General features: G+C 70.9%; 19 protein-coding genes and 1 riboswitch. Of the genes, 6 read left to right on the top strand and 13 right to left on the bottom strand.

What is annotated here, in order from left to right:
* Positions 1–30 precede the first annotated feature (30 nt).
* Both NQZ70_RS08785 and NQZ70_RS08780 read left to right on the top strand, forming a co-directional pair.
* On the top strand, positions 31–669 hold the full coding sequence (locus tag NQZ70_RS08785; protein WP_129573820.1) for a glutathione S-transferase family protein: 639 nt from the start codon (positions 31–33) through the stop codon (positions 667–669).
* Positions 670–948: 279 nt separating this feature from the next.
* Positions 949–1,824 carry an SDR family oxidoreductase gene (locus NQZ70_RS08780; protein WP_129573819.1) on the top strand — a complete coding sequence of 292 codons (876 nt, stop codon included), beginning with the start codon at positions 949–951 and terminating at the stop codon, positions 1,822–1,824.
* Positions 1,825–2,059: 235 nt separating this feature from the next.
* Here the strand turns inward: NQZ70_RS08780 and NQZ70_RS08775 are convergent, their stop codons facing one another.
* The 3 genes from NQZ70_RS08775 to NQZ70_RS08765 all read right to left on the bottom strand — a co-directional run bounded on the left by NQZ70_RS08775 (position 2,060) and on the right by NQZ70_RS08765 (position 5,087).
* On the bottom strand, positions 2,060–2,485 hold the full coding sequence (locus tag NQZ70_RS08775) for an ester cyclase (RefSeq protein ID WP_129573818.1): 426 nt from the start codon (positions 2,483–2,485) through the stop codon (positions 2,060–2,062).
* 40 nt (positions 2,486–2,525) lie between these two features.
* Positions 2,526–3,767, bottom strand: coding sequence for an MFS transporter (locus tag NQZ70_RS08770; protein WP_129573817.1), 1,242 nt, complete (start codon positions 3,765–3,767; stop codon positions 2,526–2,528).
* Between the two features lie 360 nt (positions 3,768–4,127).
* Positions 4,128–5,087, bottom strand: a complete 960-nt coding sequence (locus NQZ70_RS08765) for an AraC family transcriptional regulator (RefSeq protein ID WP_165373857.1) — start codon at positions 5,085–5,087, stop codon at positions 4,128–4,130.
* Between the two features lie 243 nt (positions 5,088–5,330).
* Here NQZ70_RS08765 and NQZ70_RS08760 point away from each other — a divergent pair, with 243 nt between their 5' ends.
* The gene (locus NQZ70_RS08760) at positions 5,331–6,209 is read left to right on the top strand and encodes an SDR family oxidoreductase (protein ID WP_165373856.1); all 879 of its coding nucleotides are present in this window, start codon (positions 5,331–5,333) and stop codon (positions 6,207–6,209) included.
* A gap of 76 nt (positions 6,210–6,285) precedes the next feature.
* On the opposite strand, the gene NQZ70_RS08755 is transcribed toward NQZ70_RS08760, so the two are convergent.
* Positions 6,286–8,148, bottom strand: coding sequence for a M20/M25/M40 family metallo-hydrolase (locus NQZ70_RS08755; protein ID WP_129573814.1), 1,863 nt, complete (start codon positions 8,146–8,148; stop codon positions 6,286–6,288).
* Between the two features lie 197 nt (positions 8,149–8,345).
* Between NQZ70_RS08755 and NQZ70_RS08750 the strand changes: the two genes are divergently transcribed.
* Positions 8,346–9,356 (top strand): methyltransferase, encoded by a 1,011-nt coding sequence (locus tag NQZ70_RS08750; RefSeq protein WP_129573813.1) that lies wholly within the window; start codon positions 8,346–8,348, stop codon positions 9,354–9,356.
* Positions 9,357–9,545: 189 nt separating this feature from the next.
* Here the strand turns inward: NQZ70_RS08750 and NQZ70_RS08745 are convergent, their stop codons facing one another.
* The 6 genes from NQZ70_RS08745 to NQZ70_RS08720 all read right to left on the bottom strand — a co-directional run bounded on the left by NQZ70_RS08745 (position 9,546) and on the right by NQZ70_RS08720 (position 18,202).
* Complete coding sequence (locus tag NQZ70_RS08745) at positions 9,546–10,337, bottom strand: hypothetical protein (RefSeq protein WP_129573812.1); 792 nt, start codon at positions 10,335–10,337, stop codon at positions 9,546–9,548.
* Between the two features lie 27 nt (positions 10,338–10,364).
* A complete protein-coding gene (locus NQZ70_RS08740; protein WP_129573811.1) occupies positions 10,365–13,454 on the bottom strand; it encodes a TonB-dependent receptor in 3,090 nt (1,029 codons plus the stop codon).
* A gap of 123 nt (positions 13,455–13,577) precedes the next feature.
* The gene (locus tag NQZ70_RS08735) at positions 13,578–14,249 is read right to left on the bottom strand and encodes a hypothetical protein (RefSeq protein WP_129573810.1); all 672 of its coding nucleotides are present in this window, start codon (positions 14,247–14,249) and stop codon (positions 13,578–13,580) included.
* Positions 14,250–14,283: 34 nt separating this feature from the next.
* Positions 14,284–15,066 (bottom strand): hypothetical protein, encoded by a 783-nt coding sequence (locus tag NQZ70_RS08730; protein ID WP_129573809.1) that lies wholly within the window; start codon positions 15,064–15,066, stop codon positions 14,284–14,286.
* 183 nt (positions 15,067–15,249) lie between these two features.
* A complete protein-coding gene (locus tag NQZ70_RS08725) occupies positions 15,250–17,010 on the bottom strand; it encodes a thiamine pyrophosphate-binding protein (RefSeq protein WP_129573808.1) in 1,761 nt (586 codons plus the stop codon).
* Positions 17,011–17,209: 199 nt separating this feature from the next.
* Positions 17,210–18,202 carry a 3-oxoacyl-ACP synthase III family protein gene (locus NQZ70_RS08720; protein ID WP_129573807.1) on the bottom strand — a complete coding sequence of 331 codons (993 nt, stop codon included), beginning with the start codon at positions 18,200–18,202 and terminating at the stop codon, positions 17,210–17,212.
* Between the two features lie 549 nt (positions 18,203–18,751).
* On the opposite strand from NQZ70_RS08720, the gene NQZ70_RS08715 reads away from it, so the two are divergent.
* Positions 18,752–19,222, top strand: coding sequence for an ester cyclase (locus NQZ70_RS08715; RefSeq protein WP_129573806.1), 471 nt, complete (start codon positions 18,752–18,754; stop codon positions 19,220–19,222).
* A 72-nt stretch (positions 19,223–19,294) separates the two neighbouring features.
* On the opposite strand, the gene ggt is transcribed toward NQZ70_RS08715, so the two are convergent.
* Positions 19,295–21,202 (bottom strand): gamma-glutamyltransferase, encoded by a 1,908-nt coding sequence (ggt, locus tag NQZ70_RS08710; protein ID WP_129573805.1) that lies wholly within the window; start codon positions 21,200–21,202, stop codon positions 19,295–19,297.
* A 231-nt stretch (positions 21,203–21,433) separates the two neighbouring features.
* Positions 21,434–21,548, top strand: a riboswitch (SAM riboswitch).
* Positions 21,549–21,585: 37 nt separating this feature from the next.
* Here ggt and NQZ70_RS08705 point away from each other — a divergent pair.
* A complete protein-coding gene (locus NQZ70_RS08705) occupies positions 21,586–23,040 on the top strand; it encodes an aminotransferase class V-fold PLP-dependent enzyme (protein ID WP_129573804.1) in 1,455 nt (484 codons plus the stop codon).
* A gap of 96 nt (positions 23,041–23,136) precedes the next feature.
* Here the strand turns inward: NQZ70_RS08705 and NQZ70_RS08700 are convergent, their stop codons facing one another.
* Together NQZ70_RS08700 and NQZ70_RS08695 are read right to left on the bottom strand one after the other, a co-directional pair.
* A complete protein-coding gene (locus NQZ70_RS08700; RefSeq protein WP_129573803.1) occupies positions 23,137–24,519 on the bottom strand; it encodes a DUF2403 domain-containing lipoprotein in 1,383 nt (460 codons plus the stop codon).
* The gene (locus NQZ70_RS08695) at positions 24,516–25,565 is read right to left on the bottom strand and encodes a lipoyl protein ligase domain-containing protein (RefSeq protein ID WP_129573802.1); all 1,050 of its coding nucleotides are present in this window, start codon (positions 25,563–25,565) and stop codon (positions 24,516–24,518) included. Before NQZ70_RS08695 ends, NQZ70_RS08700 begins: the two co-directional genes overlap by 4 nt.

Below are 25,565 nucleotides of genomic sequence, written 5' to 3'. Positions count from 1 at the left end.
CGGCCGGCGTCCCTGGAGAGAGGAGGAACCATGATCCTGATTGGCCAGTACGACTCGCCGTTCGTGCGCCGCGTCGCCGTGGCGCTCCAGCATTACGGGCTCGCGTACGAGCACCGCCCGTGGTCGGTGTGGGCCGACGCGGAGTCCATCGCGAAGCACAACCCGCTCCGGCGCGTGCCCGTGCTCGTGACGGACGGCGGGGAGTCGCTCGTGGAGAGCGCGGCGATCCTCGACGCCCTCGACGACCTGGTGGGGCCCGATCGCGCGCTCCTGCCGCGCTCGGGCGAGGCGCGCCGCGCCGGGCTGCGGGTCTGCGCGCTCGCCACGGGCCTCGCGGACAAGGCGGTGAGCCTGCTCTACGAGCACGTGCTGCGCGAGAGCGACCGCCGCAGCCAGGTCTGGGTCGACCGCTGCGCCGCGCAGCTCGGCGAGACGCTCGATCTCCTGGAGCGCGAGCGCGCCGCGCGGGGCGGCGATTTCTGGTTCGGCGCCTTCAGCCACGCCGACATCGCGGTCGCCTGCGCGCTGCGCTTCATCGGCGAGGCGCACCCGTCCGTGACCGACGCGGCGAGGCGGCCGGCGCTGGCCGCGCACGCGGCCCGCTGTGAGGCGCTCCCGGCGTTCGCGGCGGTGGTCCAGCCCCTCCACGTGGCCGTGAAGGCCTCCTGACGCGCCCGCGTCGCCGCGCAGCTCCGGCCGCCCGACGCGCTCGCGCGGCCGCGCAGCCCCGGCCTCCCGGCGCGCTCGCGTCGCCGGAGCCCCCGTGCACAGCGCACGATACCGGTCCTCGCGGACGCCGCTGGACGCCGCTCACCGACGATATCGCGCGGTGAGACAATCTAGCATGGATGAGAGACGTATTCGCATGGATCCTCTCTGAAGCCATGCCGATACTGCCCTGCATCCGGACGTAGCGAACACACACCGACGCTCCGGGAGGAGAACGAGATGGGCACGAGCAACGGCAGCAGCGGCAAGAAGATCCTGGTCCTGGCCAGCACCGGAACGGTCGGAAAGCTCTTGGTCGAGCAGCTCACCCAGGCGGGGGAGCAGGTGCGCGCGGGGTCGCGCGACCCGGCCAACGTGGCGCAGGTGCGCGGCGTCGAGCCGGTGCGCTTCGATTATCGCGATCCGAGCACCTTCGCCGGGGCCCTGGAGGCGGTGGATCGGGTGTTTTTGCTGTCGCCCTCCGGCGAGCTGGCGCAAGACGATCTGCTGCTCCCCTTCCTGAAGGCGGCGCTCTCCGGCGGCCGGCGGAAGATCGTGCTGCTGACCGCGTCCGGCGTCGAATACGACGACAACATCCCGCTGCGGAAGGTGGAGCTCTTCGTCGAGCGGTCGGAGGCGCCGTACGTGATCCTGCGCCCGACCTGGTTCTCGGACAACTTCCACACCTTCTGGCGCGGGCCGATCGTGCAGGCGGGGGTGCTGCCCATCCCGGCGGCGGACTCCCGGACGGCCTTCGTCGACGCTCGGGACATCGCGGCGTCGGCGGTCGCGGCGCTGCGGTCGGACCGCTTCGACAAGCAGGCGTTCACGCTCACCGGCCCCGAGGCGCTGACCTACGCGGACGCGGCGGCGATCCTGTCCAAGGTGTCGGGCCGGCCGATCCAGTATGTGAACGCGGACGACGCGTCCTTCATCCAGGGCGCGACGCGGGCGGGCCTATCCGAGGGCTACGCCCATTACCTCACGGCGCTGTTCGGGTTCGTGCGTCAGGGCGCGGCGTCGCAGGTCAGCCCGGGCGTGACCACCTTGACCGGCCGGGCCCCGCGCAGCCTGGCGCAGTACGCCCAGGACCACAAGGACGCCTGGAAGGCGTGAGCGCGGCGTAGCGGCGCGGACCGGAGGGCGCGCGGAGCGCCCTCCGCGACGGCTCGTTCCGCCGAGGAGCAAGCCGGAAGAGCACGGCGTGCAGCAAGAGGAGAGACCGCAAGGGCGCAAGGGGCGCAAGGGGAAGAGAGGGATATAATTCCGACTCTGTCCCTTGCGCCCCTTGCGCCCTCGCGGTCCTCTTTCCATGATTCGATTTTCTCCGAATCTCGACGTGATCGGCGCACTAATGCCCCGGCGTCGGGATCAGGCCCAGCTGCTGCCGCGTGCGCAGGTCGTCGCTGTGCGCCCAGTGCTCGGCCATCTTCTTGCCGACGAAGCGGACGATGTGGGTGCCGCCAGACTCGATCCGGCGGTTCGTCGCGGGGATGCCGTGGTACGCGCCGCGGTGGGTGCCGGTGAAGGAGACGCGGGCCACCAGCTTGTCCCCCTCCGCGATCAGGTCCTCGATCGTGATGCGGAAGTCGGGGAAGGCCTCGAGGAACATCGCGAACGTCTGCTTGAGCCCCGAGAGCCCCGGCCCTTGTCCCGGCGGCCCCGCGTGGTCGAGCACGTCGTCCGTGAAGTAATCGTCCGCCGCGGCGACGTTCCTCTCGTGCCAGACCACCTCGACGTATTCCCGGTACAGCGCCTTGAGATCGTGCGTGCTCATGGATTCAGCTCCTTCTTGGGTCCGTTCGACGAAAGCGCCGTCAGACGCGCGCCGTCTCCTCGAGCTCCTTGCCCCGCGTCTCCGGCAAGAGCCACAGGATGAGCCCCAGCGCGATCAGCGGAAAGACGACCGTCGCCGACATGGCGGGCCCCCAGCCGACCCGCTCCGCCGCGACGCCGAGGAAGATCGGAGAGAGCATGTACGCGAGCCGGCCGAGCAGGTTGTTCGACCAGGCGAGCGCGTCGCTCCTGAGGTGGGTCGGGAAGAGCTCGGTCGTGTACGCGTTCAGCACGGGGAGCACGGCGCTCCCGCCGAAGATCGACAGGGCCAGCGAGGCCGTGAGCCCGGCGTGCGAGTGGAGCGAGTACCCGCCGAACACGCCGGCCGCCGCCAGCGTGAAGGTGATCACCGCGCCTTTGCGGCGGCCCACGGCGTCGATCAGCTTGCCCGACGTGAAGACGAAGGGCATGGCGACGAGCGCCGCGATCATGATGCTCGTGCCCACCTGCCCGTCGCTGAGCCCGCGCTCCCGCGTCGCGAACGTCTTCCAGAACGTGACGGCGTTCTGGATGCACACGAACATCAGCGCCCAGATCAGGGCGAGCTTGAGCATCCGCCCGCGGTACGCCGAGCCGAGGATGCGCGTGAACGGCTGCGTCTCCTCCCGCCTCCGCTCGGCGGCCATCTGCTCGAACCGCGCCGTCTCGCGCAGGTCGCGCCGGGCCAGCGCGATGAGCACGAGCGGAATCGCCCCGACGAAGTAGATGGTCCGCCACCCGAGCGAGGTCGAGAGGAACAGCGGCACGAGCCCGGCGCACGTGATCGTCCCCAGGCTGGAGAACGCCTCGATGAGGCCGATCGCGAGCCCGCGCCGATCCTTCGGGAACTCCTCGGCCGCGTAAACGACGCTGACCGCATACTCGGCGACGAGGAAGATGCGCGCGAGGAGCTGGAACCCGGCGAACGCGATCACGTTCGGCGCGAGGCCCGTGAGCAGGGAGAACAGCGTGTAACCCGCGATGGTGATCGTGAGCAGCCGCTTCCTGCCCCAGTGGTCCGCCTTGCGGACGAGGAGAAACGCGAGCATCGAGCCCAGGCTGATGACCCCGATCAAGAGCCCCTCCCCCTTCGGGGAGAGCCCCATCTCCGCGCCGAGGTTCGGGAGGATCTGCGTGATCGCCAGGCGGTCATAGCCTTCGAAGAACGCGGCGACGCTCAGGAACGCGAGGAGCCGAAACTGGTACCCAGTGAGCGGCGTCTTCTCGGTATCGCGGGTGGGCATGGGGGTTCAGCTCTTCCAATCCGAGCGGGAGCTCGTGGGCGCGACCGGACTTCTGCGCGCGCGAGGACCAGCGTGCTCACGCCGCTGGCCCCGGCCTCCGCCGGCCCCGCGCGCCCCGCAGCCCTCGCCGGGCCTCCCCTATCCAAGTTCCGCGCCTACGGCGGAGACCGCAGCGCAGCGTCCCCGCGCTCGTGGCTCATCGCAGAACGGCACGCGCGCTCGCATCCGCCTGGCGGCGCGCTGCTTCCGAGGCAACACCGCTGCTGGTGGAGCGTTGCCGCAGCAGCAATCGCGCCGGCCGCGCGACGCCGCCGGCGCGGCCCGGCGACGCGGAGGAGCGCGAGCGGCGCGGTCGGACCCTCACGTCGACCGGCGGGGCGAGTCGCCCTGTCCCGCGCGCCTGCCGTCCTCGCGATGGCCGTCGCGGTAGGCCGAAGGCGACGTGCCGACCAGCTTCTTGAACGCATGAGAGAACGCGGCCTCCGAGCTATAGCCCACCTCCGCGGCGACCTCCGCCACGAGGGCCGCCCCGGACCGCAAGCGGACCTTCGCGCGGTACATGCGCCACTCCGCGAGGTACTTGCCCGGCGACGCCCCCATCTGCTCGGTGAAGCGCGCGGAGAACGCCGCCCGCGACATGCCCGCCTCCTGCGCCAGCGTCAGCACCGACCAGTCGAGCTCCGGATTCCGGTGCATCCGCGCGAGCGCGCGCCCGATCTGCGGATCGGCGAGGCCCCGCAGCCATCCGCGCTCGTCGGCGGGCACGTCGCGCAGATACGCGCGCAGCGCCTGCACGAGCAGGACGTCCGAGAGGCGCGCCGTCACGATCCCCGCGCCCTCGGCCGGCGCGCTCACCTCGGCGGCGATGCACTGCGTGTGCGCCTGAACGAAGGGGCCTACCCCCTCGTCCGCGCGGAGGTGGAGGACGGGCGGCAGCGCCTCGAGCGCGGGGTGCCCGAGGGTGCCGAAGCGGAACTGCCCGCAGACGATGGTGGTCGGCACCCCGTCGCCGCCATGCTCGACGGCGCGCCCGGGGGACGCGCTCCGGACGAGATCCTCGATCGGGACGGCCTTGCGCGGCTTGCGCGCGTCGCGGAGCACGTGCCCTCGGCCGCTCGGCATCACGAGGAGATCGCCGCTGGTCAGGGCGACGGGCGGCCGCGGCCCGTCGACCTCGAGCCAGCAGCTGCCGCGCGTGATGATGTGGATCCCCCGTCCGCCGGGCGGGAAGCGGAGCGCCCAGGGCGCGGTGAGCTCCAGCCGGAAGTACGACACGCTCTCGAGGCGCAGCTCGCCGACGATCTCGCTGAGGAGGTCCATGCAATCGAGGCCAGGGTAGACGACCCGAGAACGTCCATCAAGTCGGCACCACGGTAGACGATCTCGAAAGTGATCGAGCCAAAATCGCATGGATCCGCCAGCGCACGGCCGCTACAAACCCGTGGATGTCCGGCGCTCCCCGGCCCCGTCGACGGGCCGGAGCGGGGCCGACGCCGCGCGCGGCCGGCGCCGCGATCATCGTCGATGGGTACCGCTGTACCCCGAAACCCAGGAGAACTCCCCATGAGTAGCGCTTCCCCTCGCATCGTCGTGCTCGGGAGCACCGGCATGCTCGGCGCCCCCGTGACTCACGAGCTGGTGTCCGCCGGCTACGCCGTGACCGCCCTCGTCCGCGACCCGAGCGCGACCCGCGCGAGCCACCGGCTGCCGTCCAGCGTCCACCTCGTCGCCGGCGACGTCAACGACGTGAACGGATTGACCGCGGCGTTCCGCGGGCACGACATCGTCTATGTGAGCCTCTCCGTGCCGGTCACCGCAACGGCGAGCGCGTGGCGGGTCGAGTCGGAGGGCATGAAGAACATCGTCGCCGCGGCGCGGGCGGCGGGCATCAAGCGGATCGCGTACCTCTCGTCGCTCCTGCATCGGTACGACGGGTTCCGCTGGTGGGTCTTCGACATGAAGCGCGAGGCGCTCACGATCCTGAAGGAGAGCGGGATCCCGAGCACGATCTTCTATCCGTCGAATTTCATCGAGTCGATCCCCTACCGGAGCCGCCAGGGCAAGCGGATCAACCTCGCCGGCAGCCCGCGCGAGAAGGCCTACTGGATCGCGGCGCGCGATTACGGCAAGCAGGTCGCGCGCGCGCTGGCGCTCCCCGGCGACGAATCGCGAGAGTACGTGGTGCAGGGCCCCGAGCCGCTCACGGCGAAGGAGGCGGCCGAGCAGTTCGCGAAGCATTACACGAAGGAGAAGCTCTCCGTGGGCGCGGCGCCGCTCGGCGTCCTCAAGGTGCTCGGGCTGTTCTCCCCGCTGTTCAACTACGTCTGGCACATCTCCGACGCGATCAACAACGCGCGCGAGCCGTTCCAGGCCGAGACGACCTGGAAGGAGCTCGGCAAGCCGGAGACCACGGTGGCCGACTTCGCCGCGTCGTTCCAGTGAGCGAGGCGGGGCGCCCGTCGCGGGCGCCTGTGTGAACGAGGGCGGGGCGCCCGTCGCGGCGCCCCGCGGCGCGCGCTCAGTGGTCGCTGTGGTCGCCGTCGACCGAGCAGGAGCGCTGGCGCGCGCCGGAGTCCTCGCACGTGCCAGCGACCGGCTCCGGCTGCGGCTCCTTCGCGTGCCTGATCTCCCGGTCCACGACGTTGCAGAGGATCTTGGTGCTCAGGGCCAGGTCGCGGACCGGCATGGCCTCTCTGATCCCGTGGTAATTGACCGGCTCCCCGAAGGCGGTGTCGAACAGGGCGCCTGCGGCGATGGCCTTCACGTACGCCTTGGCGTCCGTGCCGGCGCCCATGGCCACCGCGGGGGCCGGCTTGCCCGTCACCTCCTCGAACGCGCCGCTGATCCGGCTGAAGGTGGGGCCGTCGGTCCGGCGGACGTCCGGCGCCACCCGGGTCGCGGTCTCGAAGGAGATCGGAGCGCCGCCGGAGGTGGCGTTGAACTCGTCGACGATCTGCGCGAAGATGCCGGCGAACTCGCTATCTTGGCCGCACAGGAGCCCCTCGCTCTCTCCGTCCCACGGCTGGCTGTGGTGGCCGATGGCATAGCGGACATCGAGGCTGAGCGTGACGGCTCCGGGCGCGGGCTCGGTGTAGAACCTGGTCAGCGCGTAGGTGGTGCCGTTGCCCTCGGTGAACACCTCGTCGTGGCGCTCGAGCAGCTCGGGGTGAGCTTCACCGAAGGTCCTCGTGCCCCAGGTGGAGACGATGAACCTGCACATGCGGGCGACGTCGTTGTCGGCGACGACCTGCGCCTCCGACAGCGCGCCGAGGAAGTTGGCCAGGGAAACGAGCGGGTTCGCGCCGCTCGCGCGGTTCTCCTGGGGGACGGAGGCGTGCTGCGCGCCCGCGACCTCGGTCGTCAGCTTGAGCTCGTCCGGGAGGCCCGAGGTGTCGACGGTGAGCTTGGCCCGCCGGTACGACGGATCATCGAACGGGTGGGCGGCGTACTCCGCCTCGATGCGCTGGGCGAGCTCCTCGAGCTGCGCCGGCGAGTCGCTGCGGAGGATCGCCTCGGCGCGGTCCGGAAGCTGATTGACGGGACCGGAGGGGGTGTTCAGCGATTCGATCCACACCCCCGTCTCGGGAGGGGGCTCGCGCGGGAGGGAGAAGACGGGGCGCTCGATGCCCTTCTCCGCGCGCACGGCCCAGAACGTATCGAAGATGATCTCGAGGTCGGCGGCCTCCTCGGCGTTCTCCTCGCGGTAGCGCCGCATCGACATGGGGCCGATCTCCTCGGTGGTGTCGAAGATGAGCTCCACGGTGATGTCGTCGAGCAGGGGGCTGCCGTCGTACGCGCGGGCGATGTCCTTGAGCACCAGGAATGTCGCCAGCGCCGGCCCCTTGTCGTCGATGGCGCCGCGGCCGACCCATAGGTCCTGCTCGCCCCCGTGCTTTGTGGCGCCCCTGGCCTTCGTCAGCTGGAACGGCTCCCACACGTCGGCGTCGCCGGGAGACACGGTGTCGAAGTGCGTGTTCAGGGAGATCTTGCGGGGCCCGTTGCCGAGCCGGAAGCCGAAGACCCAGTAGTACCTGGGCTCGGCCGCGTTGCCGCTCTCGACCTTCCACTCCCACGGCTCCAGCTTGTGGGTCTTCTGCCCCTCGTTGAACTGCCGCGCCTGCGCGCTCAGGTCGTCGGCGATCGCCTGCATGTTCGCGACGAACGCCTCCTCGTTGGCGAACTGCTCTTCGCGGTAGGTCTCGGCCGCGACGAGCCTGGCCAGCGCGTCGAAGCTGGCCTCGAGCTCGGCGTCGACGCTCGCGCAGGCCGGCTCACGAGCGGCCGGCGCCTGGCTCGACGGGTCGTCGCCCCGGCAGCTGACACCATACGAGAGCGCCGCGACGCCGATCCAGCCTGCCCGATAAAGCCCAGTCAACCTCATACATCCTCCAGGGCGGATTCGATTCGCGTCGAATCCATTCAGACAAAGCGCACACCACTCCATGCACCGTTCGCACCTCGAGATCCGCACGGCAGCAAGGCGAAAACGACAACAACAAATCTGATTTTCTAGAGCATTTGTGGCTCCTACATGCAATACATAGGCGTTCCCCCGAAGCACAAACACAGGTGATCCATATGGCACAAGAGTTCGATCACAACGCGATTGTACGGCTCGGTATGGCTTACGCCGAGTCGAAGACGCTCCTCAGCGCCGTCGAGCTCGGCGTCTTCACGGAGCTCGCGAAGGGGCCGCTGGACTGGCAGGCGCTGCGCGAGCGGATCGGGATCCACCCCCGCGCGGCGCGCGATTTCTTCGACGCGCTGGTGGCGCTCCGCCTGCTGCGGCGGGAGAGCGGGCGCTACTCCAACACGCCGGAGACGGACCTCTTCCTCGATCGGGCGAAGCGGACGTACATCGGCGGGATGCTGGAGATGTCGAACGCGCGGCTCTACCGGATCTGGGGCTCGCTCACCGACGCGCTGCGCACCGGCGAGCCGAAGAACGAGGTCGCGGAGGGCGAGGACATCTTCACGTGGCTCGCCAAGTCGCCCGAGAAATATCGTGAGTTCACGCAGGCGATGACGGGGCTCAGCCTGCCGTCGGCGCGGGCGATCGCGGCGAAGTTCCCGTGGGAGAAGTACAAGACCTTCGCCGACGTCGGCACCGCGCAGGGGGGATTGCCCGTCCAGGTCGCGCTGGCGCACCCCCACGTGAAGGGCATCGGGCTCGATCTGGCGCCCGTGCAGCCGGTGTTCGAGGGCTATGTCCGCGATCACGGGCTGGCGGATCGGCTGCGCTTCCAGGTGTTCGACCTCTTCCGGGACGCGATCCCGCAGGTGGACGTGATCACCATGGGGCACATCCTCCACGGGTGGAGCCTCACGGACAAACGGAGCTTCATCAAGAAGGCGTACGACGCGCTCCCCCAAGGAGGCGTGCTCGTCGTCTACGACGCGATGATCGACGACGATCGCAGCGAGAACGTCGCCGGGTTCATGATGAGCCTCACCATCCTCCTCGAGACGCGCGAGGGCTTCGATTACACGAGCGCCGATTGCGCGAGCTGGCTGCGAGATCAAGGCTTCCGCGACGTCCGCGCGGAGAAGCTCATCGGATCGGACTCGTTCGTCGTCGGCGTGAAGTGAGGAGGGCCGGCGCGCAGGGGTGAAGGCCCGGCGGCCAGGAGCGATGAGCTTCACGGGGTCGCCGGGCCGCCCTGGCCGAGCGGACGCCCCGCTGGCTCGACGCCAGCGGGGCGCCGCCCCTCGCCCCCCGCGGGCCATGTGCGCTGCGATATCCATCGTTGGAGCGCCGGCGGGGCGCCGCGACCTTCGTTATTGCAGCGCGTCCGGCAGCGACGTGAGGACGCAGAGGCCCGTCTCGGCGTCGCAGGCCACGCGGTCCGCGAAGTCGGGGTTGATCCCGGAGCCGAACGCGCGGCCCTTCGCGAGATCCGGGCGCGGATCGCAGAGGGTCGGGTCCGGCACGCCGTCGGGCGCGCACTCGACCGCGGGGTACAGGCCCACGACGCTGTACGACGCAGAGCAGCCGTCCTCCGTGTAGGTCAGATCGCCGACGATCTGCGTGCCCGGATAGGCGGCCGTCACGTAGATGCGGAGGTTGCTCCACGCATAGCCGATCTCGACCGCAGGGCGCTGCGTGGGCGGCGTATCCTCCGGAGCGTCCGGGGGCGGAGGCTCCTCGTACGCCGGGATGCTCAGCCTGGCCTCCGACAGCGAAGGGACCGTGCAGACGTCGTCCTCGTCCGGATCGACGGCGGCGAAATCGCCAATGGAGTCGAGCGCGGCCTCGCCGAGCTCCACCTGCGCGCCCTGGGCCGCGAAGGCCGGGAAGGCGATCCCCGACGCCCGGACGGCGACGTGGGCCTTCGTGAAATCGGGGCGCTTCGGGTTGCCGGGCTGCCGGGGGTTGTATTTCTCGATGCCGACGATCTCGCCCTTGAGCGTGTCGCAGGCGCCCTCGCCCTGCTTCGAGCCGGGCTTCAGCGTGTATTTCGCCGCGAAGCCCCCGTGGGCCGCGGTGCAGGTGACCCTCCGCTGCTCGCAGGACAAGGACAGCGCGGCGATCGCGAGGATCCCGAGAGATGTTCCGAGCGTTCGTTTCATGGTCATCCGTCTCGCAGTGCGATCGCCCTAGAAGGTCACCTTGGCGCCGATCCTGAAGCTGCGCGGCGCCTGATACGCGATCGGCTTTCCGAAATTCGGGTTCTTGTTGTTCGGATCGAACGCGGACCCGTCGACGTTCTTGAGCTGGCCGAGATCGCCCTTCTTACCGTTCTCGATCGGGAGGACGGAGGCCTGCGTGTACCGCTGGTCCAGGGCCGTCGCCGCCTGGAAGTTGAAGATATTGAACGAGTCGACGGTGATGGTCAGGGCGCTCTCCCGGGCGAGCTGCACCCCGACGCCGACGTGGGCGTCGACGGTGTGCACCCAAGGGAGCCGCTCGCCGCTGCCGCGCGGGAGGATGTAGACCTGATCGGGGCCGTAGAGCGGGTGCGAGCCGAGGTAGCTCGTGGGCGCGCCGGAGGCGGACCGATAGCTCCCGCCCACGCTGACGATCACGCCGTTCTGGAACGTGAAGTCCCTGGCGCCGAAGACCTTGAACTGGTGCCTGCGATCCCCGGGGAGCGGCCCCGTGCGGTTCGGCAGGAGCGACATCAGATCGAAGTCCGCGTTGACGTTCGGGTCGAGCTGCCCTGTCTCGGGTCGAAAGAGGCCGGCCCAGTTGCCGCGCAGGGTCGAGATCGTGTAGCTCGCCTGCGCGAGCCACGCGTCGGCGAAGGTCTTCTCGGCGTGAACGGTGAACGCGTCGTAATCGCGGGCCGGCTTCGGGAAATCCTTCGCGACGCCGTAGCCGGGGTTGCCGATGAGGTACGTCCTCGCCTCGTCCCGGCTGATGTCCTCGATGACCTGGTTCTGGTAACGCTTCGTGTACTGCACCCCGACGCGCAGCTTGGGGTAAACCTCGACTTCGCCGCCGAGCACGATCTCGTCCGTCGACTGCGGCTCCAGATCCGGATCGATGCCGCCGTCGCCGCCGATGACGCGCCACTTCTGGTTCGGGCTGTAGGGGGCGCTCGTCGTGATGAGGTTCTCGTTCCGATCGCACGCGTCGCGCTGCTGCGCGACGTCCCGGGGATCGCACAGTGCCGCGTTGTGCAGGGAGAAGACCTGCCGCTCGCCGGGGAACGCGCGATCGATGATGTTGAGCGGCACGCTCTCGTAGAACCGCGCGTAGTTCGCGTACAGCTTGGAGCGGCCTGCGTGTGTGAAGTCGTAGATCACGCCGACACGCGGCGACCACTGGTTGGGCAGGGCGATCGCCAGCTTGTCGTCGCCCCCGTAGAGCAGCTGCGCGTCGTACCGGACACCCGCGTTCAGCGTGACCTTGTCGAGGATGCTCCAGCTGTCCTGCACGAAGCCGCCGATCGTGGTCGACTTCGACACCGTCTCGAACTTCACGAGCGGCTCGGCGTCGTCGGGGTTGGCCAGGAATCCGAGCCGGCGGAAGCCGGTGTACGCCCGCCCGTCGGTGGTCTCGGCGAAGATGTTGCCGCCCGAGTGGCCGCGGGACGACCCGTAGCGCATCAGCTCGAGGTCGACGCCGGCCTTCACGATGTGGTGCCCGAGGGCGGTGAACAGGGTCGTGAGCACGGCCTTGCCCTGGTACCGGTCCAGCACCGTCTCGTTGAGCGCCCCCGGCCCACCGCTGTAGTAGGTCGCCACGGGGCAATGCTCGGCGCTCGGCGCGCCCGCCGGCTCGCAGTCGCGCGTCGCCGCGGACGGCTCGAAATCGTTGATGGAGTGAAACCCGGGATCGGTCCGCTGCCAGTGCACCTGCGCGATGTCGGACAGCCCCTCGCCGCTCCCGATCCTCGTGCCGTCGGAGGCGCGGACCGCGTTGTCCTCGTGGTGGACGCCGAGCGTGACGTCGAGCAGGTACGTCTTGTTCTGGAACGCCGACGACCACTTGAGGGCGGCGTCGGTGGCGCTCGCGACGTACTCGTGCGCTAGCGCGCCGAAGCTGCCGTTGATGACGTTGTTGCTCGAGCTGTTGTTGAGCTCCACGGTCCCGTCCTTCGGGTTGATGCCGAAGTTGCCGCTGCCGCCCGAGCTCGAGGGGGAGCCGTACACCGACAGCGAGACGGTGTTGTCGGGGTCGATCAGCAAGGTGAGCTTGCCGAGGTACTGGAGGCTGTGCTGGGTGGCGTAGTAGACCCGGCGCGTGCCCGGCAGCGGCTCGGTCCTGTCGAAGCGCAGCTCGCGCTCCAGCCGGTAGCTCGCCGCCGAGGGGGAGAGCCCGGCGAAGAACCAGAGCCTGTCCTTCAGGATCGGGCCCCCGAGCTGCACGCCCACGTCCCGGAGCGACGACAGCTTTGTCTCGGTCCTGATCGTGCTCGCCTCGCTCTCTGCCTGCTCCCGCGCCGCCTCGAGGATGCCGGGCGTGACGCTGAGGAACACCGCGCCGTGGAATTCGTTCGAGCCCGATCTCGTCACCGCGTCGAGGTAACCGCCGGTGGCGCGGCCGTACTCCGGCATGTAGCCGCCGGTGATCACCTTGACCTCCTTGATGAACTCCACGGACAGCGGCGTCCCGATGACGCCGAACGCCGGGTTGTTCACCGACAGGCCGTCGATCACGTACTGGTTCTCGGGCGAGGTCGTGCCGCTGATCGAGACGCCGTACTGGTCGGCGTTCGCGCCGGGCGCCACCTCGGCGAGCGCCTCGAACGAGCGGGTCGCCGCCCCCTTCGAGCCGGTGGAGATGAGCGGGACGCGGCTCGCGAACTCCGAGGTGACGCTCACGCCGGTCGCGCTGGAGCCGACGTCCACCGTCGGCGCGCTGCCGACGACGACGATCTCCTCGGCCTTCAGCGCCTCGGGGAGCAGCTCGCTGTTCACGCGGATCGTGCTGTCGACGCGCAGCTCGATGCCGCCGCGGCTGTAGGGCCGGTATGTCTCCTTGTCGAGCCGGAGCGTGTAGTCGCCCGGCGGCAGGTTCGGGATCCGGAACTGACCCGATGGATCGGTGACGACCACCTGCTCGCCCTGGAGCGCGGCGGACGTCACGGTCACGACGACGTCGGCCGCGGGCTTCTTCGTCGATGCGTCGAGGACCGTTCCGGTCAGCACGCCGGAGCCGGTGGCGAAGGCCGAGGTCGAGACCAGCACGCTGGCCGCCGCGGCCAGCCGCGCGGCCCAGACACCGCGCCTTTCATGCATGAAGTTCACAGATCTCCTATCACGGTGTGGACGCAGGCGGCCCGCCGCCGCGAGGCCGGCAGAGGCGCGCGAGGCGACGGGGCCGGCCTCGTCAATCGGGGGGATGCACCTCTCCGGACGGCGCTACAGCTTGGAGTACCGGTATTCCAGGATGGCCTTCAAATTGGCCATCTCGATCTTGTGGATGGCGTCGAAATGCGGCCAGATGTCGCCGACCCAGGCGCGGTCCGTCCGCGCGCGCGGCTTGCTGATGTAGTCGGGGAGCTCCGTCGTCGCCCGGTCGTAATACGGGTGCTTGCAATTGGTCCAGAGCACGATCGTGCCCGGCTTGCGGATGGTGGGCCTCGCGTCGATGAAGCGGAAGTAGTACCGCATCCACAGCTCGTCGCCCTGGTCCCACGCGCAGGGGTAATCGACGACGCGGCTGTCCGGGTAGGCCTCGGCGCGCACGTAGATCGACGTGTCCTTCGCGAGGTATTCCTTCCCCTTGTAGAGGCCGCCGCCGAGGTGGTGGAGGCTCCGCAGGCTGAACGTCCACTCCTCCAGGCTGTAGACGTTCGCCGCGTACTCGTACGCCATCTCGACCGGGCAATGGATGTACTCGCCGAGGTGGCAGTACTGCCCGAAGATCTCGTTGTGCGAGTACGTCTCCTTGGTGATGCCCTCGAGGTGCTTCACGCACTCCTCGATGGAGTGATCCTCGGAGACGTACAGCCCGGGGATCTCCCTGCTGGAGATCCCGTTCTTCACGAGCCCGGATCGGCTCCACGGCCCTCTATCGTCATGTGCAGTCATCGTGCTCTCCTTCGGGTTCGACATCGCGATCGAGCTAGAACGGCGCCAGCGCCACGGTGGTCTGTGCGCTCGGGAACTGGTTGAAGCTGTCGAGCACCGTAAATTCCGCGGTCGAGCCGCCGATCAAGCCCCCGAGCGCGTTCCCCGCGTTGGTCGCGAGGCTGACGTCGGCGCCGCCGAAGAGGAGGCTCGAGATGGTCGTCGCCTGCTTGACGGGCCCGTGCCAGGTGGACACCCACCAGTTGGCGACGAACGGGGCCGGGGGCGCGCCGGACGGCGCGATCGAGCCCTCGACGACCAGGCGGGGGCTGCCGGGGAACGGCACGCGCACGTAGATGTCGCTGTCGGTCAGCGAGACATCGTACTCGAGGTTCGGCACGTACTGCGCCAGGAAGCCGGCCTGAATGAGCTTGAGCGCGAGGAGCGCGTGATCGGTGTAATACCACAGCGTGTAGCTGTTGACGTCGCCGGTCCCGTCGGGGGGGACGACGAGGAGGCCTATCTGGACGACCGAGCCCGGCGTGGCCGTCCCGCCGTTCACCGAGATGCCATCGGCGTGCGCCGTCCTCACGGTGATCGGGGTGACCGGGTCCGCCTCGCCGGCGAGCACGAACTCGTCCGGGACCAGGGCTCGGGCCTCGTCGGTCGGGACGAGCTCCAGGCCGACCGTCTCGACGACGTTCGTGAAATTGACGCTGAACGCCCGGATCTCCTGCTGGGCCTCGGCGGTGAGCTCGGGGTCTCCGGCGTCGACGGCGCAACCGGCGACAAGGACGCAAGCAAGCGACAGGAGCTTCGTGGAACCACGCGCGTACATGAAAGCCTCCTCAGGCCGCCGACTCAAGAGTCGGCGATCATACGATGATAATGACCAATCGCGTTATCACAAGTGATCTCAGAACAAATCGACGGATCTCAAACACGCTTGAAACAATGCATGAGTCTCCCCACCTCGAAGCCCCGAGCGCGATCGACAGCGCTGCGCGCTGGAGCGTCCGCGCTAGAGGGCGCCGAACGAAGGCGCCGGCATGGTCGGCGCGTCCGGCCCGAGGAACGGCGCGAACGGCGGGATCTCCTCGCGCTCCAGCCGGACGTCGAGCACCCCGGGCAAGAGCTGAGCGCTCTCATGATACTCGCGCAAGCGCTCGCGCAGCTCCTCGGGCGTGGAAGCAGCGCCCACCCAGAGCCGGTCTGGAGGGGCGAGGCCGCGCGCGAGGGTCGCGAAATCGACGCCCGGGTAGCGCACGGCCTCGATCCTGGACTCGAAGAGGAGCTGCTGGCGCGTGACGCACATGCCGTGCATGGCGTTGTTGAAGACGACGAAGAGGACGGGCAGCGAGAGATCGACGGCCGTGTGCACCTCGAGGCCGAGCATCAGGAACGCTCCGTCGCCGCAGATGACCGTCGTCCGCGTCCCGGGCTCCGATCCGAGCTGCGCGCCGATGGCGCCGGCGATGGAGTAGCCCATTCCCCCCATCCCCAGCGCGATGGTCGATGTGGAGCCCGGAGGGACGGAGAGGTAGTGCATGGCCGCGGCGGCGCAATTGCCGGCGTCGAGCACGACGTGGCCCTTGGTCGGCAGGTACGCCTCCAGGATGGCCAGAGCCTGGCTCTGCAGGAGGGCGTCGGCCCTTCCGGGGCGCGGCGCGTCGCCCGGGATCGCCGGCGCCAGGCGAGGCTCGTAGAGGCTCCGCGAATACCCCTGGACCGGGGGGAACGGCGACATCGGCGTCCTCTCGAGCAGCTCGAGGAGCGCGCGGAAGGCGCGGCCGACATCCGCGTAGAGGGTGATCTCGGGCTGCAGGATGCGGTGGATCGCCTCGGGATCGACGTCGATCACCGCGAAGCGCTTGTCCTTGAAGCTCCGCTCGACCGCGGAGCGCGTCATGACGTCGAGCGTCGCGCCCGCGGCGATGATGAGGTCCGCCTCGTCGCGCAGGTACGCGTGCGCCGACGGGTGGCCCGCCGCGCCGATCGTCCCCAGGTAGAGGCGGTCGTCGTTCGGGAAATCTCCGCGGGCCGACATCGTGGTCACGACGGGGATGCCGGCCTTGCGCGCGAAGGCCTCGACGGCCGCGGCGTCGTCCGAGCGCCGCGCCCCCTGGCCGATGAGGAGCAGCGGGCGCCGCGCGCTCCGGATGGCCTCGAGCAGCGGCATCACCTCGCCGATCCCGATCGGCCGCGACCGGCAGAAGCTCGGCAGGTCTCCCGGCCAGTCGGCCGGCGGCGGGCCGACCTCCTGATCATAGAGATCCCGGGGCACGAGGAGCACGGCCGGCCCTTGCCGGCCCGACGTCGCCGCGACGACGGCGTCGCGCAGCATCGGCCAGAAGTCGTGCGGGGTCCTGACCTTCCCGACGTACTTGGAGATGGCGCGCCAGAGCTGGACCGCATCGACGCAGTTGCCGATGCCCGACGAGTCCTGGAACGCCCCCCGGCCCTCGAGCGCGGTCGGGGGCTGGCCCACGATCGCGAGCACCGGCACCGCCTCGGCGTAGGACTCGGCGATCCCGACCGCCAGGTTGAGCATCCCGCCGCCCGACGTCGCGCAGCAGACGGCCAGCCGCTTGTGCACCCTCGCCCTGCAGTCCGCCATGAACGCGGCGCCGGTCTCCGTCTTCGCCAGCACGGAGATCAGCTTTCCTTGCCCGTGTCGGTGCACGGCGTCGTGCAGGTGCTCGATGTTCGCGCCGCTCACACCGAAGAGGTATTGAACCCCCCAATCTCTGAGCGTCTGGACCAGCGCATCGGCCAATTTCATACCGCATGTCCTTTCCGTGCGTGAGGGGACGCCGCGCCCCCGGGCTCGCCGCGCCGGCGAGCGGGCGGGATCGCGGACGGGCGGCGTCGCGCCACGCGCGGCCTACAAACCCTTGAGTCGCCGCAATTTCCTGCGATGAGCCCTCAGCGATGAACATCGAGCCAGCACACGAGCTTCGGACACGGGTGACCTTTCGCCGCTAGTGCCAGCGCAGCACCATGGAGCTCACGAAATCGCCGCCGTTCGAGAACGTCCCGAGCGCGATGATGTCGCCGCGGCGGACGCGGCCGGTCTCGAGCGCGTCCGCCAGCGTGACCGGGATCGAGCCCTGGAACAGGTTGCCGTAGCGCGCCAGGGTGTCGTGCGTGCGCGGCGGGAGGATCCCGATCCGGGCGCGCCACTCCTTGAGGAAGGTGTCGTTCGGCTGGTGCGTGATCAGGAGGTTGACGTCGCTCGGCGACAGCCGAGCCTCCGCGAGGCACCGCTTCACGGCGTCGGGCACGAGCTGCAGCGCGTTCGCCCGGATCGCGTCGACCATATCCTTCGAGAAGTTGACCGTGATCGGGCCGCAGCCGCGCTCCCAGTAGTTCTTGAACTGCCCGTCGACGAAGTCGGGCTCGAACCGGAACAGGCCGTAGTACTCGCCGTGGGAGCGCTCGTACCGCGCCATGATCGACGCCTCGCCCGGCATGACGAGCGTCGCCGACGCGCCGTCGCCGAGCACGGACGACCGGCGGGACTTCTGGAACTCGGGCAGCCGAGAGATGAAGTTCGTCACCGTCACCACGACGATCCGCTTGTATTGCCCGGACTCGATGAACGCGCGGGCCGCGTTGAGCCCGGACAGGAACGAGGAGCAGCTCGTGTCGATGTTGAGGATCGTCGCCTGCTTCGCGCCCACGCGGTGCTGGATCGCAGGGCCGATGCCCGGCCAGAACGTGTCCGAGAAGATGCACGAGCACACGATGAGATCGATCGTCTCCGGCCGGACGCCGGTCTTCTCCAGGAGCCGCTGGACGGCGCGCACGCCGAGGTCCTCGGACAGGTAATCCGGCGACGCGAACCGCCGCTCGTGAACTCCGCTGAAGAACGCGTTGTCCGCCAGGGCGTCCTGCGAGCTCCCGTCGGGCGGCTCGTTCACGACCCTGCGCTCCGGCATGAAGCTGACGACATCGATGATCTGCGCCTTCATAGAGCTCCGCCCTCGAATCCGATGTGTTGAAACCGCGCCGGAGAACGCGGCGCCGAAAACCTGCTATGGCGAGCAATCCGCCGCGGGGTGGCCAGCCGATGACGCTCACCCGGGCGACCGAGGACGCCGACGCCTTCGCTCAGCTCGCTCACAGCAAACAAGGAACGTGCCGCGGAGCTGGATGGCCTCTCTCTTCCCGCGCCGATTCGTGATCCGCCCTTCGTGCCAGCTCCTCGGGCCGCGATGCCGCGAGATGACGACGGACATGCAGGTGTAAATGAATTTCGTTAAATCGTGTTAAGCCGACTGACTGCTGCTGCAGCAACACTCCTACTGATTGTCTGCTGCTGCGTCAGCAGCCGGTCCCGGCGACGGCCCCCGTCCGATTGCTGCTATCACGACGGCTGGACGTGCGCCTGGATCGGGCAGGCCGCCGGGCAGCGCGCTGGCAGGAGGGCGGGGCGACCGCTGGCGTGCGCATTGCCAGCCGGCACGGTCTTGCTGTCGGGGACGAGATCCGCCGACCCACACGGGAAAGAAGGGGCCAGCATGGTGAACGTCGTTGCCGTCGATCCGATTGCTCCTGCCAGCGCCGCGGCGTCGGCCGCCGAGGCCGAGCGCGAGGTTGTGCTGACGTTCTACCGAGCGTTCAGCGAGCGACGTCCTGAGCTCATCGACGAGGCGGTGACCCAGGACTGGGAGGATATCCCGCTGCCCCCCGGTCACGGGCGGGGCCCGGAGAGCGTCAAGCCCATCCTGCGCGCCTTCTTCGAGGCCTTCCCCGACGTGCACATCGCGGTGCTGGACATCCTCCAGGAGCCGGGCCGGGTCGCGGTGCGGTCGCTCCTCACGGGGACCCACCGCGGCACCTTCATGGGGGTGGCGCCGACCGGGAAGGAGATCAGCGTCGCGTGCCACGATTTCCACGCGCTGCAGAACGGCCGGATCGCGCGGACGTGGCACCTCGAAGACTGGTTCACGGCGCTCGCGCAGATCGGCGCCTGGCCGCCGGCGCGGTGAGCTCACCCTCCCTCGTCGCGCGCGGCGCGGCCGCTGGCCCGGGCTCCCCGCGCCGACGGGCGCGCGCCGCGCCTACCGCGGCTGCTCGACCATCGCGCTCCCGCCGTGACGTCGGACCGGCTCGGCGACCGCGGTCACGGTGCCGTCGCCGTGGAAGCGGAGGGCCGTGGCCGCGCCGATCTCGCCGCCCAGCGTGGCCGCGTCGGAGAGGGCGTGGCCCAGGGACGCGAGCCCCTCGGCCTCGGGGGCGCTCAGGAACGCCGTCTCCGCGTCGGTCGAGCCGTCGCCGGAGTTGCGCTGCGAGAGCCGCGGCGCCGCGAGCGCCTCGTCGATGGGCAGGCCGAGGTCGATGTGATTGACGAGGATCTGCAGCACCGTGGTGATGATCGTGGACCCGCCCGGAGAGCCGAGCGCGAGCGCGGGCTTGCCGTCCTTGAGGACGATCGTCGGGCTCATGCTGCTGCGCGGGCGCTTGCCCGGCTCGGCCACGTTGGGGTGCGGCGCGCTCGGGTCGGGCGGGATGGTGAAGTCCGTGAGCTCGTTGTTCAGCAAGAAGCCGTAGCCGGGGACCACGATTCCATTGCCGCCCTCGTACTCGATGGTGCACGTATACGACACGATGTTGCCGGCGGCGTCGCTGACGGTGATGTGGGTCGTCTCGTTGTCGCCCGCGTCCTTCGGGCCAGCGCTCCCGCCCTCCGCCTTCCGGGCGCGGCCCGGCGCGGGGCTCGGATCGCTCTGGAACGCGTAGGGGTCGCCCGGCTCCGCCGCGGCGGAGGGCGCCGCCGCGAGGTCGATCTGGGCGCGCCGTGCATCGGCGTAGTCCTTCGAGAGCAGCCCCTTCACGGGGGCGTCCACGAACTCCGGATCGCCGAGGAAGGCGCCGCGATCGGCGAACGCGAGCCGCGAGGCGCCGAGGTAGCGGTGGAGCACCTCGACCGGCGTGAGGGGCGCCATGTCGTAGCCCTCGAGCAGGTCGAGCGCCTCCGCGACCGCGATCCCGCCGCTGCTCGGGAGGCCGACGCCGTAGATGGCGTAATCCCGGTACGTGGTCGAGAGCGCCGGGCGGACGCGGGTCTCGTAGTCCCGGAGGTCGGAGAGCTCCAGCACCCCGGCGCGGACGTCGAGCGCGCTCCCGGGCTCGACCGGAGGCTCTTTCACCGCGGCGACGATGGCCGCGGCGACCTGTCCTTCATAGAAGGCCTTCTCGCCGCCGTCGGCGATGAGGCGGTAGGTGGCGGCGAGATCCGGGTTCTTGAAGAGGGCGCCGACGGGCCACGGCTTTGCGTCGGGCCCGAGGAAGAGCGCCTTCGTGCTCGTGATCGCCTGGAAGCGCGAGAGGTTGCGCCCGGTCTGCTCGAAGAAGGTCTCGTCGACGTCGAACCCCGCTTCCGCGACCTGGATGGCCCGCTGGAGCACGTCCCCGAGCCCGAGGGTGCCATAACGGCGGAGCGCGTCGCTCCAGCCCCGCACGGTGCCGGGCACGCCGACCGAGAGGCCGCTGGTGACGAGCTCGTCGAACGGCACCGGGGCGCCGTCTTCGTAATAGAGCCGCGCCTCGAGCCGCGACGGCGCCGTCTCGCGGTGATCGAGGGCGATCACCTCGTCCCCATCGGCGAGGTAGATGAGCATGAAGCCGCCGCCGCCGATGCCGCAGGAGAACGGATCGGTCACGCCCAGCACGCCCGCCGCGGCGACCGCGGCGTCGACGGCGTTGCCGCCTCGCTTCAGGACCTCGATGGCGGCCAGCGTGCCGCGGAGATCGACCGTCGCCGCCGCCCCGCGCCGCCCGGTCGCCGTCGGCGCGATCTTCGGGAGCTGTGCGAAGGGATCGCTGTCGGCGCCGCCCCCGGAGGCGTCCGGCACCGCGCCCGCGTCGCCCGGCGCGGCGCCGCCGGCGCCGATCGGAGCGAGCTTTTCGTTCGGGCTGCAGGAGGCGCAGAGGAGGAGGAGACCGACGAGGGGAGTGGTGTTCTTCATGGCTTCTCTCGCGAAGCGCTCCGGGCGCGGGGCGCGCCGGGGCGTCTGCCTCACGCGGCGACAGCGGCCGTGAGGGTCTGTTCAGGAGCAGCGATGTGGATTTCGCCGTCTCCCGGAAAATCACAATGCAATCGCCGTACCGGCGCCCGCGGCCGGCCCGCGCTCGAGCGGACCGCTGCGATGTCGCGCAGGCCCTTGCCACATGGCGGCCATCGGGGTACTGTCTCGGCAGGTCATGAGCGCCAGCGCGTAGCCCCGGCTCGCTGGCCGACAACCCTCCGAACCGCGGTGGGGTGTCCCGGGTGAAGACCTGGCCGGCCGCATGAGCGGCAGGCAAGCGCGGACTCTGGTCGCCCGGAGTCTCCCTGGACTCGTGAGGTGATATGTCGATCGCTTACGTCGTGGACTCGCGTCCTGATGCGGCCGCGCCGTCGCCGCTGGCCGCCGGCGCTCTCCCTTTGCCCGTCGTCGGCGCGGACCTGTCCGTGCCGCTCGTCACGGGCGAGCAGGTGGGCTACGTGAACCTCGATTACGCGGCGAGCGCCCCGTGCCTCCGCTCGGTGCTCGATGCGGTCGCGGCGCTGCTCCCCTGGTACAGCAGCGTGCATCGCGGCGCGGGGTTCGCGTCCACGGTCACGACCGAGCTCTACGCCGCCGCCCGCCAGGCGGTGGGCGACTTCGTCGGAGCGCGCGCCGACGACACGGTGGTGTTCACGAGGAACACGACCGACGCGCTCAACCTGCTCGCCGCCGCGCTGCCCGAGGACACGACGGTGGTGACCTTCGCCTCGGAGCACCACGCGAACCAGCTGCCCTGGCGGCGCGGCCGCTCGGTGGTCCTCCCGGTGCCGGCGAGCGCGGACGAGGCGATCGCGCGGGCCGACGACGCCCTGCGCGGCGCGCCCTCGCGCCACCGGCTGCTCGCCGTGACGGGGGCCAGCAATGTCACGGGGGAGCTGTGGCCGCTCTCGGAGCTCGCCGCGGTCGCCTACCGCCGCGGGGCGCGGCTCTCCGTGGACGCGGCCCAGCTCGCGCCCCACCGCGCGATCGAGATGGCGGCGATCGGGGCCGACTACCTCGCGCTGTCCGGGCACAAGCTCTATGCCCCCTTCGGCGGCGGCGTGCTCGTGGGCCGCGGGGACTGGCTCGACGCCGCGCGCCCGTACCTCGCCGGCGGGGGCGCCGTCCGGCGCGTCACGCTCGACGGGGTCGAATGGGCGAGCGGCGCGCCCCGCCACGAGGCCGGCACGCCCAACGTCGTCGGCGCGGTGTCGCTGGCCGCGGCGTGCCGCGCGCTCGCCGAGGTCGGCATGCCCGCCGTGGCGGCGCACGAGGCCGGCCTGCTCGACCGCGTCACGCGCGGGCTCGGCGCCGTGCCGGGGGTCGAGCGGCTCGAGATGTGGGGCCCCGCGAGCCCGCGTATCGGCGTCGTGACGTTCCAGGTGCGGGGCTTCCACCCCGGCGTGGTCGCCGCCGCGCTGAGCGCCGAGCACGGCATCGGCGTCCGCGACGGCTCGTTCTGCGCGCACCCGCTCATGAGCGCGCTCGCCGGGGCGCGCGCGCCCGAGGCGCCGGGAGGCGCGGCGGTGCCCGGCGCGGTGCGGGTGAGCTTCGGTGTCGGCACCAGCAGGGCGGACATCGATCGATTCCTCGGCGCGATATCCGATCTCGTCGCCCGGGGTCCCCGCGCTCGGTATCGCCTCGACGCAGGGAGGTACGTCCCCGAGCCGGATCCGCGCCCCCGCCCTGCGCTGGCCGGGCTCCTCGCCGGGGGCACGGCCGGCGCCATGCACGGGCTCCTGGCGAGCCACCTGGCGCCGTGCCAGTCGCCGGTTTGAGGCCGGCGACGCCCCGACGGACATCACGTGCTTTCTCCGGGCCGGCGCGGCCCGGCGAGGGATTCGCGACATCCCCCGCCGGCCTGCGCGCGGGCCTCAGCGCTCGGGGAGGCGCAGCGCGGCGAGCCGATCCATCGACGTCTGACTCACCTCTTCCGGCAAGCCGGGGAAGAGCTCCGAGGCGCTCGCCGGGATCGCCGCGGGGTGCACGATGCCCACCTGGATTGTGCGCTTCGCCTCGTCGAGCAGGATGAAGAAGAACCGATCGTCGAGGGGGCGCCGCCACACCGGGCAGCCGCCGCCCGGGTCCTCGGCGTCGAGGACGGCGCCGGCGTCGAGCGCGGCCTGTCCGCAGGCGTCCAGCAGATCTGCGGTGTTCGGGAACGACGCGACGTCGCAGCGCTGCTTGCCGCAGACGCTCCCGCCCAGGTGGCCGACCTGGTACGAGCGGAGCCCGGTGCTGAGGATATCCCGGTTGCCGTACTCGAGCCCTTCGGCCTCGGACACCGTCTCGAAGACGTTGATCTCCCCGCAGCCGTCCCCCACGCCGGGGTCGGTGTTCGCATAGCAATGGCACGGGTGATACTTGCCCCAGCCGTCGCGCATCAGCTCCGATGCCGAGAACCCGACCCACGGCGCGTCGGTCCAGCCGTCGCTCGGGCCGTCGGCGCAGCTGAGCGGCGCGAGCGCCGGATCGTCCGCGTAGGGCATCGACGCGAGCAGCACCACGAGCTTCGCGCCCTCCCAGCCGTGGTAGCTCACGTCGGGCCCGCCGGAGGGGCAGTATGGATCGCTGCCCGGCCCGCAGGGGAAAGGCGCGTCGCGCATCGCATACCAGTGGCATGCATTGCCCAGATCGCCGGTGAACGCGCCCGCGCCGTCCGGCCCGGTGAGCTTGAGATCCGCGAGCGCCTGCGGGGCGCGGCGATCCCAGAACGAGCGGCGCACCCAGCGATCGCCGGCGCCTCCGGGCTGGTAGACGGCGAGCTGCTTGACGCGGAGCGGCCCTCGCAAGATGAGGGTCATCTGCTCGTTGAAGGGCGAGAGCGACGCGCTCGTGACCTCGTGGCGCGTACGGCAGCAGAACTCGTCGCCCCAGGAGAAGTCGAGCGTCGCCGACTCGACGTCGCAGCGCGGGTCGCCCGGCTCCGCCTCGATGCGGCGACCCCAGTAGCCGGGCGCGCCGATGTTCTGGAACGTCATCGTTCCTCCGCGGGTCGCCGCGCCGACATTCTCCGTCGGATAGGGATCTCCGCCCGGCGCTCCCCCGCTCCCGGCGCCGGCTCCTCCGGTCCCCGCCGCGGCTCCGGTCCCCGCCGCGGCTCCGGTCCCCGCCGCGGCTCCGGTGCCGCCGTTCTCGCCGTGAGCGCCGCCGCTCCCGGCCGGTGTCCCGCCTCCGCCTCCGCAACCGGCCGCCGTCATGGCGAGCCCGAGCGCGGCCGCCGTGTTGAAGAGATCCCGTGTGACTCGCCTCGTCATGAGCTGCCTCCGTGCCCCCCAGATCCTCGATGATCGCGAACAGCTGCTCCCGCCGAGAGCGCGCGCTGCGCGAGCGCGCGGAGGTCGGCGAGGCTCGCCCCCTCGAGCGGCGCGGTCCCGGCGTCCAGGGGCGCAGCGGCCTCGCCGCGGCCGAGCTCCTCCAGGAGCCAGCGCCCCGTGAGGACGTCGCCCCCGAGCCACGCGCGCGCCGGCGCCCCGCCGAGCGCCGCGGCCTCGATCCAGCCGATGGGCACGCGCGCGACCACGGCGGCGCCGGCGCCCGGCGGCGCCGGGTCGTCGGGCGCGGTGATGGGCTGGAAGGGCCCTTCGGCGAGCTCCGGCGCCTCGCCGCCGTCGACCCGCGGTAGCGCCGCGCGGAGCGCGACCGCGTCGACCACGGCCTGCGCGAGCGCCTCGAGCGAGGTCCGCGCCGGGAGGACCTCGGCCAGCGCCGCCGGCGCCTTGCCCAGCCAGCGGTCGACGGCGCGCTCGTCGGGCGCCGCGAGCTCCGCGGGGACCGCGAGCGGCGCGTCCTGGCCGGCGAAGACCTCGATGAGGACCGCGCCGTCGCGCGCGGCCTCGACGCCGAGCAGCGCGGCGGGGCGGTGCTGCAGCGCGATCCACTCGCGCCCGCCGTAGTGCGCGGGCGCGCCGGCGCGGGCGAAGCCCTTGAGGAAGCCGCGCACGTTGCGGTTGAGGAGCGTCCGGGCCGTGGCGTCGGGCGCGAGCGCGGCCACGTGCGGCAGCGCCAGGGTCCAGACGACGCCGCGCCCGCCGAGGAAGGCGGCGGTGCCGGTCGTGGCGCGCCGCACGACCGGCACGCCGCGCGCCGCGCAGGCCGCGAGGTCGACCACGCGCGCGGCGCGCTGCAGCGCCCCGAGCACCACGGCGGGGCCGTCGACGAGGCTCGCGGCGAGCCACGGCGCCGCCGGCGACGCGCGAGCGCGATCGAGCAGGGCCGGGCCGAGCGCGAGCGCGCCCGCGAGGGGGCGATGGGCAGGCGGGAGGGTGCGCATGGCCCCGCGGGGCGGCGCCGGTGATACCAT

It is taken from the genome of Sorangium sp. So ce836 (assembly GCF_028553905.1).
Classification (GTDB): Bacteria; Myxococcota_A; Polyangia; order Polyangiales; family Polyangiaceae; genus Sorangium; species Sorangium cellulosum_D.
This window is presented reverse-complemented; position numbering and strand designations above follow the sequence as displayed.